The sequence below is a fragment of the Hydrogenophaga sp. SNF1 genome (assembly GCF_034421675.1).
Lineage (GTDB): Bacteria > Pseudomonadota > Gammaproteobacteria > Burkholderiales > Burkholderiaceae_C > Hydrogenophaga > Hydrogenophaga borbori.
The window spans coordinates 2,147,584-2,164,175 of record NZ_CP139793.1; the positions used below are offsets into that span (position 1 = coordinate 2,147,584).

A 16,592-nucleotide genomic window follows, 5' to 3' on the forward strand; every position below is an offset into this window, starting at 1 on the left:
CGCCGGATCGCATGAGCCCATCGGCCCCGCTGCGCGCCGCCGCGTCCGGCCTGCTGCTGCTGGGCTGGGTCGTGGCCTCGCACCTCGGCAGCACGGGCCGCGGGCCGGTGGACCTGCACGTGGCGGTGGCGGTGGCGCCCTTCGCCGCGGCGTTGGCCGTCGCCTTCGCGCGCCTGGCGCGGCCGGCGCTGCGCCGGCTTGCCTGGCTGGCGGTGGCGGCGCTGCTGTGGGGGCTGTGGCCCTGGCTGCGCGGCGAGGTGGCGCTGCTGTATTACCTGCAGCACCTGGGCATCCACCTCGCGCTGGCGGCGCTGTTCGGCGCCAGCCTGCTGGGGCCGGGCGACGCGCTGGTCACGCGGCTGGCGCGCCTGGTGCATGGCGCCGAACTCTCGCCGGGCCACCTGCGCTACACGCGCCAGGTCACGGCCGCCTGGGCCGCCTTCTTCGTGCTGAACGCGCTGGTGTCCACCGCGCTGTTCCTGTTCGCGCCACGCGAGCTCTGGTCGCTGCACGCCAACGTGCTCACGGGTCCCCTGGTGGGCCTGACGTTCCTGCTGGAAACCCTGTGGCGGCGGCTGGCGCTGCCGCCGCACGAGCGGCCCAGCCTGTCGGCCGTGCTGCGCGCCTGGCGGGCCGACAGCGAACGCCGCCAGTCGGCGCGGGGGCAGCCATGAGCCTTTCCCCGCTGATCAGCGTGCACGCCATCGACGGCGTGTTCGCCTGGTGCCCCGACGGCCCGGTGCGCGTGGGCGAATTCCTGGCCGACGCCGTGGCCTTCGCGCAAGCGCTGCCGCCCGAGGGCGATCTCATCAACCTCTGCGAGGACCGCTACCGCTTCGCCGTGGGCTTTGCCGCCGGCCTGCTGCGCGGGCGCGTGAGCCTGCAGCCGTCCTCGCTGGCGCCGCAGAGCCTGCGCCAGCTGGCGCAGGACTTCCCGGGCGCGCTGTGCCTGGTCGACGGCGCCGAGATGTCGCTCGCGGCCGAGGCCGCCGGGCTGCCCCGGCGCGAGGTGGCCGCGCGCCCCGGCGCCGGCCGCCCGCCGGTCGCCGAGATGCCCTGGATCGACGACGCCCGGCGGGCCGCCGTGCTGTTCACCTCGGGCTCCACCGGCCGGCCGCAGCCGCACCCCAAGCACTGGGGCCGCCTGGTGCGCAACGGCCAGGCCGAGGCCGCCGCGTTGGGGCTGGACCGCACGCCGCACGTGCTGGTGGGCACCGTGCCCATCCAGCACAGCTATGGTTTCGAATCCACCTTTCTGCTGGCGCTGCACGGCGGCTGCAGCTTCTGGTCGGGCAAGCCCTTCTTCCCGCAGGACATCAACGACGCCCTGGCCGCCGTGCCGGCGCCGCGCCTGCTGGTCACCACGCCCTTTCACCTGGCCAACTGGCTGGCCAGCGCCGCGTCGGGCGCCCTGCCGCAGCGCCTGCTGTCGGCCACCGCGCCGCTGGCCGAGGGCCTGGCGCAGCAGGCCGAGGCCGCCTGCGGCGCCGAACTGCATGAGATCTACGGCTCCACCGAGTCCTCCGCGCTGGCCAGCCGGCGCACCGTGGCGGGCCCGGCCTGGACGCTGCTGCCCGGCGCGCGCCTGCGGTTCGCGGGCGACGTGGCCAGCGCCGAGGGCGGGCATGTCGAGGGGACCGTGCCGCTGGCCGACCTGATCGAGCCGCTGGCCGACGGCCGCTTCGTGCTGCACGGCCGGCACGCCGACCTCATCAACATCGCGGGCAAGCGCACGTCGCTGGCCTACCTGAACCGCCAGCTCGCGGGGCTCGAGGGCGTGCTCGACGCCGCCTTCTTCCTGCCCGAGGCGCCGGGCGGTGACGCCGCCGTCACGCGGCTGGTGGCCTTCGCGGTGGCGCCCGGCCGCCAGCCGGCGCCGCTGCTGGCCGAGCTGCGCGAGCGCGTCGACGCCATCTTCCTGCCGCGCCCGCTGGTGCTGCTGCCGGCGCTGCCGCGCAACGCCACCGGCAAGCTCACGCGCGAGGCGCTGGCTGCGCTGTACCGCCGCGAGGTGCTGCGTGAGCCTTCTTGAGCGCGTCTGGCGCGTGCCCCCGGACCACCCGGCCTTCGCGGGGCATTTCCCGGGTCAGCCCATCCTGCCGGGCGTGGTGCTGCTGGACGAGGCCCTGCGCGCGGCGCGCGAACTGGCGCCCGGCGCGCGCGGCTGGGGCCTGCCGCAAGCCAAGTTCCTGCAAGCCGTGCGGCCCGGCGACGAACTGCGGCTGAGCCTGAGTGCCTTGCCCCGCACGGGCTTCGCCTTCGTTTTCACGCGCGGTGGCGAGCCGGTGGCCACCGGCCAGCTGCGGCCGGTGGACGCATGAGCGCTGCCCGGCCGTTCCCCAGGCACCCAGCCCCGCGGTGCGCGGCATGGGGGGGCACCCGGTGAATGGGCGCGCGCTGCCCGAGTGGCGCCAGCGGCCCGAGCGTGGCCACCTGGGCTTGCTGCGCTTCATGGTGCGCCTGTCGCTGTGGGGGGGCCGACGGCTCAGCCGCGCGGTGCTGCACGGCGCCACGCTGTACTTTCTGCTGTTCGCGCCGCGCCCGCGCGCGGCCAGCCGCGACTACCTGCGCCGCGCCCTGGGCCGCCCGCCCACCTGGCGCGAGCGCTACCGCCACCTGCTGAGCTTCGCCACCACGGTGCACGACCGTGTCTACCTGCTCAACGGACGTGTCGACCTGTTCGACGTGGAGGTGCAGGGCGCCGAGGCGCTGCTGCGCGCCATGGACAGCGGTGGCGTGCTGCTGATGGGCGCGCACCTGGGCAGCTTCGAGGCCCTGCGCTGCGTGGGCCGCCAGCGGCCCGGCCTTCAGGTGAGCATGCTGATGTACGAGGACAACGCGCGCCAGATGCGCGCCGCGCTCGCCGCCATCAACCCTGAGGCCCGGCAGGACGTGGTGCCGCTGGGCCGGCCCGACTCCATGGTCGAGGCCGCGCAGCGGCTGGAGCAGGGCCACCTGGTGGGCATGCTGGTCGACCGCTCGCTGGACGCGGACGACCGCGCCCTGCACGATTTCCTGGGCGACCCCGCGGCCTTTCCGGTCGCGCCCTGGCGCGTGGCCGCCGTGCTGCGCCGGCCGGTCTTCTTCATGGCAGGCCTGTACCTGGGTGCGAACCGTTACCGGCTGGTGTTCGAACCGCTGGCCGACTTTGGTACGGTTGGCCGTGGCGCGGCCCGCGATGCCGCGATCCAGGCGGCCCGCGCCGCCTACGTGGAGCGCCTGCAGGCCGCTTGCCGGCAGGCGCCGTTCAACTGGTTCAACTTCTTCGACTTCTGGCAACGATGATCTCCCGCAGGCTCTGGCTACTGGCGCTGATGCTGCTGCCCCTGACGGCCGCGCGCGCGGCCGACGAACTCGAGCGCCTGATGGCCCTGCTCGCCGCGCACCCCGGCGGCACGGTGCGCTTCGTCGAGCGGCGCCACATGGCCATGCTCGACGCGCCCCTGGTCTCGCGCGGCGAGATGAGCTACCGCGCGCCCGACTGGCTGGAGCGGCGCACGCTCTCGCCCCGGCCCGAGCGCCTGCTGCTCGACAAGGACACGCTCACGCTGGAGCGCGACCAGCGTCGCATGAGCATGCCCGTGAGCCAGCGCCCCGAGGTCGAGGCCTTCGTGGCCAGCATCCGCAGCACCCTGCAGGGCGACCGCGCGGCGCTGGAGCGCCACTACCGCGTGGCCCTGCAGGGCCAGCCCGAGAAGCGCTGGACGCTCACGCTGGAGCCGCTGCAGGCGCGCCTGCGCGGCATCGTCACGCAGATCGTCATCTCGGGCGTGGGCGTCGCGGTGGACCGCATCGACTACAGCCAGTCCGACGGCGACCGCACCGAGATGCGACTGGAACCGGTGGGCAAGCCGTGAGCGCCGCCCGGCCGTCCGAAGGCGCTCGCACCGCAGCGCGCCCGGGGGGGCTCCGATGACCCGCCGTGCCGCGTGGATCGTGCTCGCCTGGGCCCTGGCCATGGCCCTGGGCGGCTGGCTGGCCTCGCGCACGCGCTTCACCACCGACCTGTCCTTCTTCCTGCCCTCCCACCCCAGCGCCGAGCAGCAGGTGCTGGTGGAGCAGTTGCGCGAGGGCGTGGTCTCGCGCCTGCTCATGGTGGCCATCGACGGCGGCGACAGCGCGGCGCGCGCCGAGGCTTCGCGCGCGCTGCGCCAGCGGCTCTCGGCCGACGGCGCCTTCGTCTCGGTGCAGAACGGCGAGCTGGAGGCCTTGGACCGCGAGTTCGCGCTGCTGCAGAAGCACCGCTACACGCTGAGCCCGGCCGTGGGACCGCAGCGCTTCACGCCCGAGGGCCTGCGCGAGGCCATCCTCAACGCCATCGACATCGTGTCCTCGCCGGCGGGGCTGCCGTTCAAGGCGCGGTTCCCGTCCGACCCCACGGGCGAGGCCTTCGAGGTGCTGATGGGCTGGCAGTCGCAGGGCCAGCCCAACATGGCCGAGGGCGTCTGGGTGTCGCGCGACGGCGCGCGCGCGATGTTGCTGCTGCAGACGCGCGCGGCGGGCGCGGACACCGACGGCCAGGCCGAGGCCGTGGCGCGCGTGCAGGCCGCCTTCGACGCGCTGCCGCCGGGCGCGCTGCGGTTGGAGGTGTCGGGGCCCGGCGTGTTCGCGGTGAAGACGCGAGCAGCCATCCAGGCCGACGTCGCGCGGCTGACCCTGTTCAGCGCCATCGGCATCAGTCTGCTGCTGTGGTGCATGTTCCGGCGCTGGCGCCCGCTGCTGCTGACCCTGGTGCCGGCGGTGAGCGGCTCGCTCGCGGGCCTGGTGGCGGTGGGGCAGGTGCACGGCTCGGTGTTCGCCATCACGGCCGGCTTCGGCGCCGCGCTGGTGGGCGAGGCGGTGGACTACGGCATCTACTACTTCGTGCAGACCGGGCGCGAGGACAGCGGCGAGGGCCGGCGCTGGCACGAGAACTTCTGGCCCACCATCCGCCTGGGCGTGGCCACCTCGGTGCTGGGCTTCGGCGCGCTGCTGTTCGCGGGTTTCCCGGGGCTCGCGCAGCTCGGCCTGTACGCCATGACGGGTGTGTTCGTCGCCGCCCTGACCACGCGGCTGGTGCTGCCCGCCATGGCCGGCGGCCAGGTGGCGCGCACGCCCGAGCTGCCGGCCTGGGTGACGCCGCGCGTGCTGGCGCTGCGGGCCTGGCGCTGGCCCGTGCTGGGCGCGGCGCTGCTGGCGCTGGCCTGGCTGGTGGTGCAGCGCGACACGCTGTGGGAGCCGAACCTGTCCGCCCTGTCCAGCGTGAGCCCGCAGGACGCCGAGCGCGACGCCCGCCTGCGCGGCGACCTGGGCGCGCCCGACGCGCGCTACATGGTGGTGGTGCGCGCCAGCGACCGCGAGGCCGCGCTGCGCGGCGCCGAGGCGGCCGCCGCGCGCCTGCAGCCGCTGGTGGCGCAGGGCCTGATCGGCGGCTACGACAGCCCCGCGCGCTTCCTGCCCAGCGAGGCCCTGCAACGTGAGCGTCAGCGCGCCTTGCCCGCGCCCGAGGCGCTGTCGCGCGACCTGAACCTGGCGTTGCAGGGGCAGCCCCTGTCGGCCGCGCGGCTCAAGCCCTTCGTGGACGCCGTGGCGCAGGCGCGCGCGGCCGCGCCGCTGCGGCGCGAGGACCTCGACGGCTCGGCCCTGGCCATCGCCGTGGACTCGCTGCTGCAGCCGCACGCCGATGGCTGGACCGCCCTGCTGCCGCTGCGCCCCGCGCCCGGCGCGGTCGGCGCCGACCTGCCGGCCGAGGTCTTGCGCGCGGCGCTGCAGGGCAGCGGTGCGCGCTTCGTCGACCTGAAGCAGGAATTCGAATCGCTCTACGGCAGCTACCTGCGCGAGGCCATCGCGCTGTCGCTGGCCGGGCTGGCGGGCATCGTGCTGGTGCTGGGCGCCTCGCTGCGCGGGCCGGGCCGCCTGTTGGGCGTGCTGCTGCCCATCGTGGCGGCGGTGCTGATCGTGATCGCCAGCCTGCACGCGCTGGGCGTGCGCCTGCACCTGCTGCACCTCATCGGCATGCTGCTCATCGTGGCCGTGGGTTCCAACTACTCGCTGTTCATCGAGCGCTGGCGGCGCGACCCGCACGCCGATCCGCGGGCCCTGCTGTCGGTGCTGGTGGCCTGCGCCACCACGGCCATCGGCTTCGGCGTGCTCTCGCTGTCCTCGGTGCCGGTGCTGCAGGCGGTGGGTGTGACGGTGGCGCCGGGCGCGGTGCTGGCGCTGCTGCTGTCGGCGGTGCTCACGCCGGCGCACAAGGACCCCGTCCCATGAAGGCCCAGCGCTTCGCGGGTTGGACCGGCGAGGCCCCCTGCCGCCTGGTCTGGCTGCCCGGCGCGGCCATGGGCGCCGCCGACGTGGCCGCGCAAGGCTGGGACGCCGAGGCCGCCGCCGCGGGCCAGGCCATCGACATGGTGGCGCTCGACCTGCAGGCACAGCGCTACGACGGCGCCGACGCCATCGAGGCCCTGGCCACCGAGTGGCTGCGGCCCGCACGCGAGGCGGGGCGCCGCGTCTGGCTGGGCGGTCTTTCGCTGGGCGGCTGGCAGGCCGTGCTGTGCGCGCGGCGCCACCCGGACCTGGTCGATGGCCTGTGCCTGCTGGCGCCCTACCCGGGCGATCGGCTGGCCTGGAACGCCATCGAACGCGCGGGCGGGCTGGACGCCTGGCCCGGCCCTGCGCCCGACGACAGCGACCCGGCCTTTGAGGTCTGGGCCTGGTGGAAGCAAGCACCACCGCGCCCCGTGGCCTGGATGGGCTATGGCCGCCAGGACCGCTTCGCCGACGGCATGGACCGCATGGCCGCGCGCCTGCCCGCCGAGCGCGTGCTGCGCATCGACGGCGGTCACGACTGGGCCTGCTGGCAGGCCCTGTGGTCCGCCCTGGTGGCGCGGCGGCCCTGGGCGGCGGACGGGGAGGGCGCGCCATGACGCCGGCCCGGCTGAACGGCCCGCGCTGGCGGCCCGCGCCGCTGCTGCAGGCCAGCGTGCTGCTGCACGGCGCTGCGCTGGGCGCGGGGCTGTGGCAGCCCGGCTGGTGGCCCTGGCTGGCGAGCGGTGTGGTGGCCAACCATGCGGCCGTGGTGGCCGCGGGCCTGTGGCCGCGCTCGCAATGGCTGGGCGAGAACTGGGTGCACCTGCCCGCGGCCGCGGCCGCGCGCGGCGCCTTTGCGATCACCATCGACGACGGCCCCGACCCCGAGATCACGCCGCGCGTGCTGGACCTGCTCGACGAACTCGGGGCCAAGGCCAGCTTCTTCTGCATCGGCCGCCGCGCGCAGGCGCAGCCGGCGCTGTGCCGCGCCATCGTGGCGCGTGGACACCGCGTGGAGAACCACGGCCAGTCGCATTCCAATGCCTTCTCGCTGTTCGGGCCCGGCCGCATGCGGCGCGACATCGCCGCCGCGCAGGCCGCGCTGAGCGACATCACCGGCCAGGCGCCGCGCTTCTTCCGGCCCACGGCCGGTCTGCGCAATCCCTTCCTCGACCCGGTGCTGCACGGCCTGGGCCTGCGGCACGCCAGCTGGACGCGCCGCGGCTTCGACACCCGCACCGGCGATCCGGCCACCGTGCAGCGCCGGCTGCTGCGCGGCTTCGCCGCTGGCGACATCCTGCTGCTGCACGACGGCCACGCCGCGCGCGCCCCCGACGGTCAGCCGGCCCTGCTGCACGCGCTGCCCGCCGTCATGGCCGAGGCGCACCGCCGGGGGCTGCGGCCCGAGACCCTGTTCCAATCCCTTGAATGATCCCGTCCCTCGCATGAGCCACGCCTTCGTACACGAACTGGTCGACCACGCCAGCGAACGCTTCCGCGCCGGCGGTCGCTTCGCGTACCACTACGCGCGCGGCAAACTCGGCCACGACACCATCTTTCACGACATCCTGCGCCGCGGCCTGCTGAGCGGCGCGCCGCGCGTGCTGGACCTGGGCAGCGGGCAGGGCAGCCTGTTTTCCTGGCTGCTGGCCGCGCAGCAGCTGGCGGCGCGGGGCCGCTGGCCCGCCGACTGGGCGCCGCCGCCCACCCCCCGCGCGCTGCGCGGCATCGAGCTGATGGACAAGGACGTGGACCGCGCGGCCCAGGCCTTCGGCGCCACGCACCCGGTGGTGCGCATCGAGCGCGGCGACATGACACGCACCGAGCTCGGCCGGCCCGACGCCATCACCATCCTGGACGCGCTGCACTACGTGGACCACCAGCGCCAGAGCGAGCTGCTGGCGCGCATCCGCGCCGCGCTGCCGGCGGGCGGCGTGTTCCTCACCCGCATCGGCGACGCGTCGGCCGGCTGGCGCTACCAGATGGGCCTGAACATCGACCGCGTGGTGACCTTCGCGCGCGGGCACCGGCTCTCGCGCCTGTACGCGCGGCCGCTGGCCGAGTGGCGCGCCGAGCTCGAATCGCTGGGCTTCGAGGTGGACAGCCGCGACATGAGCGGCAACAAGCCCCTGGCCAACGTCATGCTGTACTGCCGCGTGCGCTGAGCGCCGCGTCCCGGGTTTCCCCATGCAAGCCGTTTCCCTCACCGCCTACACCGCCACCTCCTGCCTGGGGCAGGGCCTGGCCGAGCACACGCGGGCACTGCGCGAATCGCGCAGTGGCTTGACGCCCTGCCGCTTCGAAACCGTGGACCTGCCCACCTGGATCGGCGAGGTGCCTGGCGTCGACGCCGTGGCATTGCCGGCCGCGCTGAGCGCCTTCGACTGCCGCAACCACCGCCTGGCCTGGATGGGCCTGCAGCAGGATGGCTTCGCCGAGCGCGTGCGCGAGGCCGTGGCCCGCCACGGCGCGGACCGCGTGGGCGTGTTCGTCGGCACCAGCACCTCGGGCATCCTGCAGACCGAACTGGCCTACCGCGAGCGCGACCCCGCCACGGGCGCGCTGCCCGATTGGTTCCACTACGACACCACGCACAACACCGGCTCGGTGAGCGCCTTCGTGCGCGCCGCCTTCGGGCTGCAGGGCGTGGCCATGGCGCTGTCCAGCGCCTGCTCGTCCAGCGCCAAGGTGTTCGCCGCCGCCGCGCGCCAGCTCGCGGCGGGGACCATCGACGCCGCCGTGGTGGGTGGCGTCGATTCGCTCTGCCTCACCACGCTGTACGGCTTCGCCTCGCTGCAACTCACCTCGGCCGAGCCCTGCCGGCCCAGCGATGCGCGGCGCGACGGCATCTCCATCGGCGAGGCGGCGGCTTTCGCGCTGCTGGAGCGCGACGGCGCACCGGCCGCCGTGCGGCTGCTGGGTGTGGGCGAGTCCAGCGACGCGCACCACATGTCGGCCCCGCACCCGCAGGGCCTGGGCGCGCGCCTGGCCATGCAGGCCGCGCTGCGCTCGGCTGGCCTGCGGGCGGACCAGATCGGCTACATCAACCTGCACGGCACCGCCACGCCGGCCAACGACGCGGCCGAGGGCCTGGCCGTGGCCGCGCTGTTCGGGCGCGGTGCGCCGTGCTCGTCCATCAAGGGCGCCACCGGCCACACGCTGGGCGCGGCCGGCGCGCTGGAGGCGGTGGCCTGCGCCATCGCGCTGCGCGAGGGCTGGATCCCCGGCAGCCCCGGCACGCGCGAACTCGATCCGGCGCTCGAACTGGACTACCGCCTCGACGGCGCGCCCGCGCCCGGGCTGCGGTACGCGCTCTCCAACTCCTTCGGCTTTGGCGGCAGCAATTGCAGCCTCGTGTTCGGTGGGGGCCAAGCATGAACCAGCGCCCCCACGCCGCACCGCACACCGCCGTCTGGCTGCACGGCGTCTCCATCATCGCCCCCGGCCTGGCCGACTGGCCCCAGGCCGCGGCCGTGCTGCGCGGCGAGCAGGCCTGGGCGCACGCGCCTTCGGTGCTGCCGCCGGCCCAGGCACTGCCGGCCGCCGAGCGCCGCCGCGCCAGCCGCGTGGTGCGCCTGGCGCTGGCGCTGGGCCAGCGCGCGCTGGACGGACAGGACCCGGCCGACATCGCCACGGTCTTCACCTCGTCCGGCGCCGACGGCCACAACTGCCACGCCCTGTGCGAACAGCTGGCGGGCGAGGACCGCGCCATCTCGCCCACGCGATTCCACAACTCGGTGCACAACGCGGCGGCCGGCTACTGGGGCATCGCCACGCGCTCCATGGCGCCGAGCCAGGTGCTGTGCGCCCACGACGCCAGCCTGGGTGCGGGCTGGATCGACGCCGTGGGCCAGTTGCTCGACGGCGCGCCCGAGGTGCTGCTGGTGGCCTACGACAGCGAGTACCCCGAGCCGCTGCACGCCTGCCGGCCCGTGCCCGATGCGGCGGGCATCGCGCTCTGGCTGGGCACCGCGCCGCGCGAGCGAAGCCTGGGCACGCTGCACGGCGCGCTCACGCGCGATCCGGTGGACACGCTGGCGGCGGCGCCGCTGGACGGCCTGCGCAGGGCCTTTCCCGCGCTGCGCGGTCTGCCCTTGCTCGAGCGCATCGCGCGCGGCGATGATCGCCCCGTGGTGCTGGACTACCTGGCGCCCCAGCACCTGCGGCTGCGCTTCACGCCCCGCCAACCATGACCGACCCGACCCCCCACGCCCCGCTCGACCGCGACGCGATCGCGCGCCGCATCCCCCACCAGCTCGACATGTGCCTGCTCGACGCCGTGCGGCACTGGTCGCCCGAGGCCATCCACTGCGAGGCGCGGCTCGACAGCCTGGCCACACACCCGCTGCGCGGCGCCGATGGCGCCCTGGGCGCGGTGCACGCCATCGAATACGCGGCCCAGGCCATGGCCGTGCACGGCGCCCTGGTCGCCGGCCTGCACGAGGCGCCGCGCGCGGGCTACCTGGCCAGCGTGCGGGGGGTGAACCTGCACACGCTGAGCATCGAAGCCGCCGACGCGCCGCTGCGCGTGCGCGCCGAGCGCCTGTCGGGTGATGCGCGAAACGTGCTCTACGGCTTCAGCGTCGAGGGCGCCCGCGGCGCCCTGGCCGATGGCCGCGCGGCGGTGGTGCTCGATGCCGCGGGCCTCGCCAGCGACGGGGGGGCGGCATGACGGCCCCGAAACGGGCCCTGGTCACGGGCGGCAGCGGCGGCCTGGGCGCGGCCATCGCGCAGCGCCTGGCGCAGGACGGCCTGGAGGTGCTGGTGCACGCCAACCAGGGCATGGAACGCGCGCAGGCCGTGGTCGACCGCATCCTGGCCGCCGGTGGCCGGGCGAGCGCCTGCCGATTCGACGTGACCGACCGCGCGGCCTGCGCGGCGGCCCTGGCTGGCCTGCTTGAGCAGGGCCCGGTGCAGGTGCTCGTGAACAACGCCGGCGTGCACGACGACGCCGTCTTTCCCGGCATGACGGGCGAGCAATGGGACCGCGTGCTCGACGTGTCGCTCAACGGCTTCTTCAACATCACGCAGCCGCTCATGCTGCCCATGATCCGCACGCGCTGGGGCCGGGTCATCAACATCACCTCGGTGTCCGGCGTGGTGGGCAACCGCGGGCAGGTGAACTACTCGGCGGCCAAGGCCGCGCTGCACGCGGCGGGGCGCTCGTTGGCGCTGGAGGTGGCCGCGCGCGGCATCACCGTCAATGCCGTGGCGCCCGGCATCATCGACAGCGGCATGGCCGACGGCGTGTTCGACGCCGCCACGGTGAAGCAGCTGGTGCCCATGCAGCGCGCGGGCCGCGCCGAGGAGGTGGCCGATCTCGTGGCCTTCCTGGCCTCCGAGCGGGCCGGCTACATCAGCGGGCAGGTGATCGGCATCAACGGGGCGATGGCCTGAGCCGCTGCCACAACAGCCGGGGCAGCCGCAGCACGAAACCCGCGAACAGCCGGCTGTGCATCCAGGAGAGCAGCAGGTTGTCGCGCAGGTACTTGAAGTGCGACACGCCGCCTTCCTCGGGGGCGAGGTAGCGCACCGGCGCGTCCACGTTGATCGGGCGCACGCCGGCCCAGCACAGGCGCACCACGGCCTCGGGGTCGAAGTCGAAGCGGCGCATGAAGCGCGTGGAACGCATCACGTCGATGAGCGCGCGCACCGGGTAGACCCGAAAGCCGTAGAGCGAATCGCCGACGCCCATGCCCAGGGTTTCCATGTTGGCCCAGGCGTTGGAAATGCGCCGCCCCTGCACGCGCAGCGCGGGCGCCTCGGGACCGAAGACCGGCTTGCCCAGCACCATGGCCTCGGGCTGGGACAGCGAGGTGGCCATGAAGCGGGGGATCAGTTCGCCCGGGTGCTGGCCGTCGGCGTCCATGGTCAGCGCGTGCGTGAAGCCCGCCCGCGCGGCGGCCTGCAGGCCCGCCAGCACCGCCGCCCCCTTGCCTTGGTTGCGGGGCAGCACGATCACGCGCAGCTGGGGGTCCTGCGCGGCCAGGGCCTGCACCTCGGCGGTGGAGCCGTCGGTGCTGCCGTCGACCACCACCCACACCGGTGCCCACTGCGCGCGCGCCGCGCGCACCGTGCGCGCGAGCAACTCGCCCGGGTTGTAGGCGGGGATCAGGACGAGGTGGGTGGTGGACGGCTGGGGCATGGGTTCGCGGACGCGACCTGGGCGTTCTTGAGCGCCTGGTCGAAGTGGCTTTGCAGTTCGTCGGTGAAGGTGCGGGCGTCGCTGGGCGGCTCGAAGCGCCGCCCCAGGCGCGCGCTCACCCGCAGCGGCAGCTCGGGGCGGCGCCACAGCGGCCAGGCCTTGCCCAGGTAAGGGCTGGAGAAATCGAGCAGCACCGTCTGCACCGGCACCTGCGAGCGCACCGCCAGCAGGCCGATGGAGGCGGGCACGCGGTTCATGGGCCAGTCGGTGGTGCGCGTGCCTTCGGGAAAGACGATGACCTGGGTGCCTTTGCGCAGTTCGCTGCGGCATTGCAGGATCACGTGCAGCAGGTTGTCGTTGCGCACATAGCCCGCGAGCTGGGCACCCGCGCCGAACAGCGGGTTGTCCATCAGGCCGGCCTTCATGATGCAGACCGCGTTGGGCAGGCGCGAGACCAGCAGCAGGGCGTCGAGCAGGCTGGGGTGGTTGGCCACCACGATCATCGGGCCTTGCCCGGCCAGGCCATCGAGCGCGTCCAGATCGAAGCGGCAGCCGCAGGCCGCGCGCAGCGCGCCCAGGTAGAAGCGGAAGCAGGCCGTGGCCACACGCCGGCCCACGGCCTGCCCCCAGCGCCGCGGCAGCGCGTGGTGCAGCACCAGGGCGATCGGCGACCAGCTCAGGCACAGCGTGGCGAGCAGGCCCAGGCCCAGCACCATGGCCAGGTGCTCGCGCAGCGCCTGCAGCCACTGGGTGGGGCGGGACAGGGTGAGCCGCATCAGCGCAGGACGGCACCGTGGGCCAGGGACTCCACCTCGACCAGCAGGTCCTGGCGGCAGATGTCGGCCTGCATCAGCGTGAGGCCGGCGCCGCCCAGGCAGCGCTCGAGCGTGCGGCGCACGACGGGGAAATCGGCCGCGTGGCGCACGTACACGCGGTGGCTGAGTGCCTCGGCGCGATGCCCGCTGGTGCGCGTGGCGCGGTTGGCCTCGTCCAGCACGGCCCGCAGGTTGCGCGCGGTTTCCTCGCATTGCGCGACCACGTCGCCCGGGTGCACGGTCTGGTGGCCGACGATGCTCGCGGTGCCGGAGACCAGAAGCCACTCGCCGGCGCCCGAGTCGGCCAGCACCGCGCGCGCGAACAGCGGCGGGCGCGGGCCGTAGTCGCCCGGGTAGTGAAAGGCGCTCACCTGGCGCGGGTTCTCGATCGGGCGCGGGGCCCGGCGCCCGGCGAGGAAGGCGATCGACAGCGGCCCGTGGCCCGCCCAGCCCAGGGCGCTGGCCGCCGGCATCTGGGCGGCGGCGGTGGCGCCCAGGGCCTGGTAGGCGTCGTGGCGGCCCAGGTTGAACCAGCGGTAGCGCTCCAGGCCCTGCTCATCGCTGTTGATGCCGGCCATGTAGTTCCACACGCGCCACAGGTGCGGCGTGCCGCGCGCCCCGAGCAGGGCGAACAGGCGCAGGTAGGCCTCGCGGGTGCGTTCGCGCAGGCACGCGCCGCGCTCGGGCGCGTCGGGCGTGGGCTCGTCGAGTTCGATCAGGCCGTACAGCCAGTCGCCGTCGCCGCGCCAGCGCAGGCCGCCGTCCTGGCCCTGCTGCAGCGGGCCGTCGCTGGCCCAGGCCTCGCGCCAGGCGGCCGCGGCGCCGCGCTCGCCCGGCATGCGCAGGCGCTGCTCGGGCCAGGCGGGCGTGCCGCACGCGCCGTCCAGGGCGGCCCCGCCCAACACGCCGGACGGGGCAAGAGCGTCGACGACGCGCGGCGTGAGCAATCGCAGGCCGCTCATGCGCTGGAGGAGGCACTGGCCGAAGCGGCGGGCCGGATGTTGCGCCGGCGCTGCCGCCAGGCCCGCCAACTGCGCAGCGGGTTGCCCAGATTGACCGTCAGGTACAGGCCTTTGAAGGCCCACAGCGACGGCCAGATCGGCGTGCGGCCGAACAGATCGCCCGCCAGCACCGACAGCAGCGCCTCCTTCATGCGCAGGGGGTTGTGCGGCTCCATGAAGAAGCCGCGCATGGTCGGGTTGGTCATGCGGTAGATGAACCAGGAAAACTCGCGCGGGCCATGGCGCATGTGGCGGTCGAAGCGGCGCAGGGCCTGGGCCGCGCGCGCCGGCTCGCGCAGGCAGGTGTCCACGGTGCGCGCGCCGATTTCCGCGCTGCTCATGGCCAGCCACACGCCCGAGGAGAACACCGGGTCGACGAAGGCATAGGCATCGCCCAGCAGCAGGAAGCCGGCGCCGTGGCTGAGGGTGGAGCGGTAGGAGTAGTTGCCGGTGGCCTCGGCGGGCGTTGAGGGCTGCGCGCCGGCCAGGCGCTCGGCCAGTGCCGGGCAATGGCGGATGTTGTCCAGCAGGAAGTCCATCAGCTCGCGCCCGCCGCGGGTCTTCATGTGGTACGGCCAGGTGACCATGCCGACGCTGGTGGCGCCGTCGCTCAGCGGGATGAACCAGAACCAGCCGTGCTCGAACCAGAAGATGGTGATGTTGCCGGCGTCCTGGCCCTCGTGGCGACGCGCGCCGCGGAAGTGGGCGTAGACGGCGGCGCTGTTGTGGTCGGGGTTCTTCTGTTTGGTCTTGAGCCGGCCCGCGAGGAAGGTGTCGCGGCCCGAGGCGTCGACCAGGAAGCGCGGTCGCCATTCGGTGCTGCGCCCCTGTGCGTCGGTGGAGACGACCGATGCCACACGCTGGCCGTCGGCGGCCCAGCGCAGTTCGCGGGCCAGCGTGCCCTCGTGAACCTCCACACCCTGTTCGGCGGCGTTGCGCAGCAACAGGTGGTCGAAGTCGGCCCGCTTGACCTGGTAGGCCGTCGGCATGGACTTGTCCCAGGCGTCGGCGAAGTAATAGGTCTGCGTGTGGCTGTGCTGCGGCGAGACGAATTCGGCGCCGGGCTTGAGCATGCCGATGGCCCGCACGGCTTCGCCCACGCCCAGCCGATCGAGCAGGGGCAGGTTAGCCGGCAGCAGCGACTCGCCGATGTGAAAGCGCGGGTGGTGGTCCTTGTCGAGCAGCACCACGCGGTGGCCCTGGCGCGCCAGCAAGGTGGAGACCGTGGAGCCCGCCGGCCCGCCGCCGATCACCAGAACGTCGCAGTCGCGCGGCGCGGTGTCTGTCGCTTGCATGAAACCTCGCTGATCACTGGGCGCTGCCTTGGGAGGCGGCGCGGAAATCCAGGGATTCTAGGAGGCCCACTCGGCACCAGAGTGGGGGGGCATGTAACCAAAAAAAGAAGCCCTCACCGAAGGGTGAGGGCTGTGAAGGGTCCGATGAAACCGAATTTCGAAAAGGACCCGAGGAGACAACCAGAAAAACCGATGACAGCAAACCTTGGGTGTTCAGACTAAGGCCTGCGATACGCTGTCAATTGTGGGCGGGCGACGGAAAGTCAAGTCCCGCGATCAACGGCAGCGTTCTTGTGCTATTTCAGCGCTTCTTGGCGGCGGTCTTGGAGGCGTTCACGGCGGTGGCGGCCACGGTATTGAAGTTGGATTCGGCCATTTCGGTGGCCTGCTTGACGGCCTTCTGCACCGACTCGATGGCGTTGTTGGCGGCGGACACGGCGCTCTTCATCACGGCGACGGCGGTTTCGGAACCGGCCGGGGCGTTCTTGGCGGCGTTGTCCACGACGGCCATGAACTTCTTCTGGGCGTCGGCGGCGGTGGCTTCGGCGGCCTTGCCGAACTCGGCGCCGGTGCCGGAGGCGATGTCGTACAGGTGGCGGCTGTAGGCCACGGACTTCTCGGCCAGGGGCTGCATCAGGCTGGCTTGCAGGTTCAGCAGTTCCTGGGCGTCCTTGACGCTGAGCAGGGCCTGGGCGTTGTTGGCGGACTCGGACAGTGCGGCCTTGGTGGCTTGCAGGTTGAGCTCAACCAGCTTCTCGACGCCTTCGAAAGCCTTCTGGGTCAGGCCAAAGAGGGTGTCCATCTGGGACTTCTGGGCGGCGATGATTTGTTCGGCGGTCAGCATGAAGATTCTCCTGAGGGGTGGATGGGGGACAACAGAGGCTGCGGCGTGGAGGCGGGTGGCCTCGGCTCGAACGGTGGTCTCGTTCGTTATGCTGCGCTGCAACATGGATCGAATTATTCAGGAGCTGTGCCAGGGATGCAAGCCCTTTTTGCTGCGTTGCAGCAATTTAGGGGGCGCTTTCTAAATCCGGGGCCCGCGCTGCGG

Annotated in this window: 18 protein-coding genes; 13 read left to right on the forward strand and 5 right to left on the reverse strand. The window is 73.6% G+C overall.

Annotated features, from left to right (window positions below; translation table 11 throughout):
- Positions 1–11 precede the first annotated feature (11 nt).
- Genes SOM08_RS10215 through fabG form a run of 13 tightly spaced genes read left to right on the forward strand, consistent with a single transcriptional unit; the run spans position 12 to position 11,685 of the window.
- Positions 12–674, forward strand: coding sequence for a hypothetical protein (locus SOM08_RS10215; RefSeq protein WP_322470614.1), 663 nt, complete (start codon positions 12–14; stop codon positions 672–674).
- On the forward strand, positions 671–2,032 hold the full coding sequence (locus SOM08_RS10220; protein ID WP_322470615.1) for an AMP-binding protein: 1,362 nt from the start codon (positions 671–673) through the stop codon (positions 2,030–2,032). The genes SOM08_RS10215 and SOM08_RS10220 overlap by 4 nt, the downstream gene beginning before the upstream one ends.
- A complete protein-coding gene (locus SOM08_RS10225; RefSeq protein WP_116957850.1) occupies positions 2,019–2,321 on the forward strand; it encodes a 3-hydroxyacyl-ACP dehydratase FabZ family protein in 303 nt (100 codons plus the stop codon). The genes SOM08_RS10220 and SOM08_RS10225 overlap by 14 nt, the downstream gene beginning before the upstream one ends.
- Positions 2,322–2,367: 46 nt before the next feature.
- Positions 2,368–3,285 carry an acyl-CoA synthetase gene (locus tag SOM08_RS10230; RefSeq protein ID WP_116957851.1) on the forward strand — a complete coding sequence of 306 codons (918 nt, stop codon included), beginning with the start codon at positions 2,368–2,370 and terminating at the stop codon, positions 3,283–3,285.
- Complete coding sequence (locus tag SOM08_RS10235; protein WP_322470616.1) at positions 3,282–3,857, forward strand: LolA-related protein; 576 nt, start codon at positions 3,282–3,284, stop codon at positions 3,855–3,857. The genes SOM08_RS10230 and SOM08_RS10235 overlap by 4 nt, the downstream gene beginning before the upstream one ends.
- A gap of 55 nt (positions 3,858–3,912) precedes the next feature.
- Positions 3,913–6,249, forward strand: coding sequence for an MMPL family transporter (locus SOM08_RS10240; RefSeq protein WP_322470617.1), 2,337 nt, complete (start codon positions 3,913–3,915; stop codon positions 6,247–6,249).
- Positions 6,246–6,905, forward strand: coding sequence for an alpha/beta hydrolase (locus SOM08_RS10245; RefSeq protein ID WP_322470618.1), 660 nt, complete (start codon positions 6,246–6,248; stop codon positions 6,903–6,905). Before SOM08_RS10240 ends, SOM08_RS10245 begins: the two co-directional genes overlap by 4 nt.
- Positions 6,902–7,720 carry a polysaccharide deacetylase family protein gene (locus tag SOM08_RS10250; RefSeq protein WP_322470619.1) on the forward strand — a complete coding sequence of 273 codons (819 nt, stop codon included), beginning with the start codon at positions 6,902–6,904 and terminating at the stop codon, positions 7,718–7,720. The genes SOM08_RS10245 and SOM08_RS10250 overlap by 4 nt, the downstream gene beginning before the upstream one ends.
- A 13-nt stretch (positions 7,721–7,733) precedes the next feature.
- Positions 7,734–8,453, forward strand: a complete 720-nt coding sequence (locus SOM08_RS10255; protein ID WP_322470620.1) for a class I SAM-dependent methyltransferase — start codon at positions 7,734–7,736, stop codon at positions 8,451–8,453.
- 22 nt (positions 8,454–8,475) lie between these two features.
- Positions 8,476–9,666 carry a beta-ketoacyl-[acyl-carrier-protein] synthase family protein gene (locus SOM08_RS10260; RefSeq protein WP_322470621.1) on the forward strand — a complete coding sequence of 397 codons (1,191 nt, stop codon included), beginning with the start codon at positions 8,476–8,478 and terminating at the stop codon, positions 9,664–9,666.
- Entirely contained in the window at positions 9,663–10,481 is an 819-nt protein-coding gene (locus SOM08_RS10265; RefSeq protein ID WP_322470622.1) for a beta-ketoacyl synthase chain length factor, read from the forward strand. The genes SOM08_RS10260 and SOM08_RS10265 overlap by 4 nt, the downstream gene beginning before the upstream one ends.
- Positions 10,478–10,960, forward strand: a complete 483-nt coding sequence (locus tag SOM08_RS10270; protein WP_116957859.1) for a 3-hydroxylacyl-ACP dehydratase — start codon at positions 10,478–10,480, stop codon at positions 10,958–10,960. The genes SOM08_RS10265 and SOM08_RS10270 overlap by 4 nt, the downstream gene beginning before the upstream one ends.
- Positions 10,957–11,685, forward strand: coding sequence for a 3-oxoacyl-ACP reductase FabG (gene fabG / locus SOM08_RS10275; RefSeq protein WP_116957860.1), 729 nt, complete (start codon positions 10,957–10,959; stop codon positions 11,683–11,685). Before SOM08_RS10270 ends, fabG begins: the two co-directional genes overlap by 4 nt.
- Here the strand turns inward: fabG and SOM08_RS10280 are convergent.
- From SOM08_RS10280 to SOM08_RS10300, 5 genes are all read right to left on the reverse strand, one after another.
- Positions 11,666–12,433 (reverse strand): glycosyltransferase family 2 protein, encoded by a 768-nt coding sequence (locus tag SOM08_RS10280; protein WP_322470623.1) that lies wholly within the window; start codon positions 12,431–12,433, stop codon positions 11,666–11,668. The two genes, fabG and SOM08_RS10280, sit on opposite strands and share 20 nt — an antisense overlap.
- Positions 12,400–13,209: a lysophospholipid acyltransferase family protein gene (locus tag SOM08_RS10285; protein ID WP_322470624.1), complete on the reverse strand. Its 810-nt coding sequence runs from the start codon at positions 13,207–13,209 to the stop codon at positions 12,400–12,402. The genes SOM08_RS10280 and SOM08_RS10285 overlap by 34 nt, the downstream gene beginning before the upstream one ends.
- A complete protein-coding gene (locus SOM08_RS10290) occupies positions 13,209–14,210 on the reverse strand; it encodes a hypothetical protein (RefSeq protein WP_220377553.1) in 1,002 nt (333 codons plus the stop codon). The genes SOM08_RS10285 and SOM08_RS10290 overlap by 1 nt, the downstream gene beginning before the upstream one ends.
- Complete coding sequence (locus SOM08_RS10295; RefSeq protein ID WP_322470625.1) at positions 14,207–15,544, reverse strand: NAD(P)/FAD-dependent oxidoreductase; 1,338 nt, start codon at positions 15,542–15,544, stop codon at positions 14,207–14,209. The genes SOM08_RS10290 and SOM08_RS10295 overlap by 4 nt, the downstream gene beginning before the upstream one ends.
- 301 nt (positions 15,545–15,845) lie before the next feature.
- Positions 15,846–16,388, reverse strand: a complete 543-nt coding sequence (locus SOM08_RS10300) for a phasin family protein (RefSeq protein WP_116957864.1) — start codon at positions 16,386–16,388, stop codon at positions 15,846–15,848.
- Between the last annotated feature and the right edge of the window lie 204 nt (positions 16,389–16,592).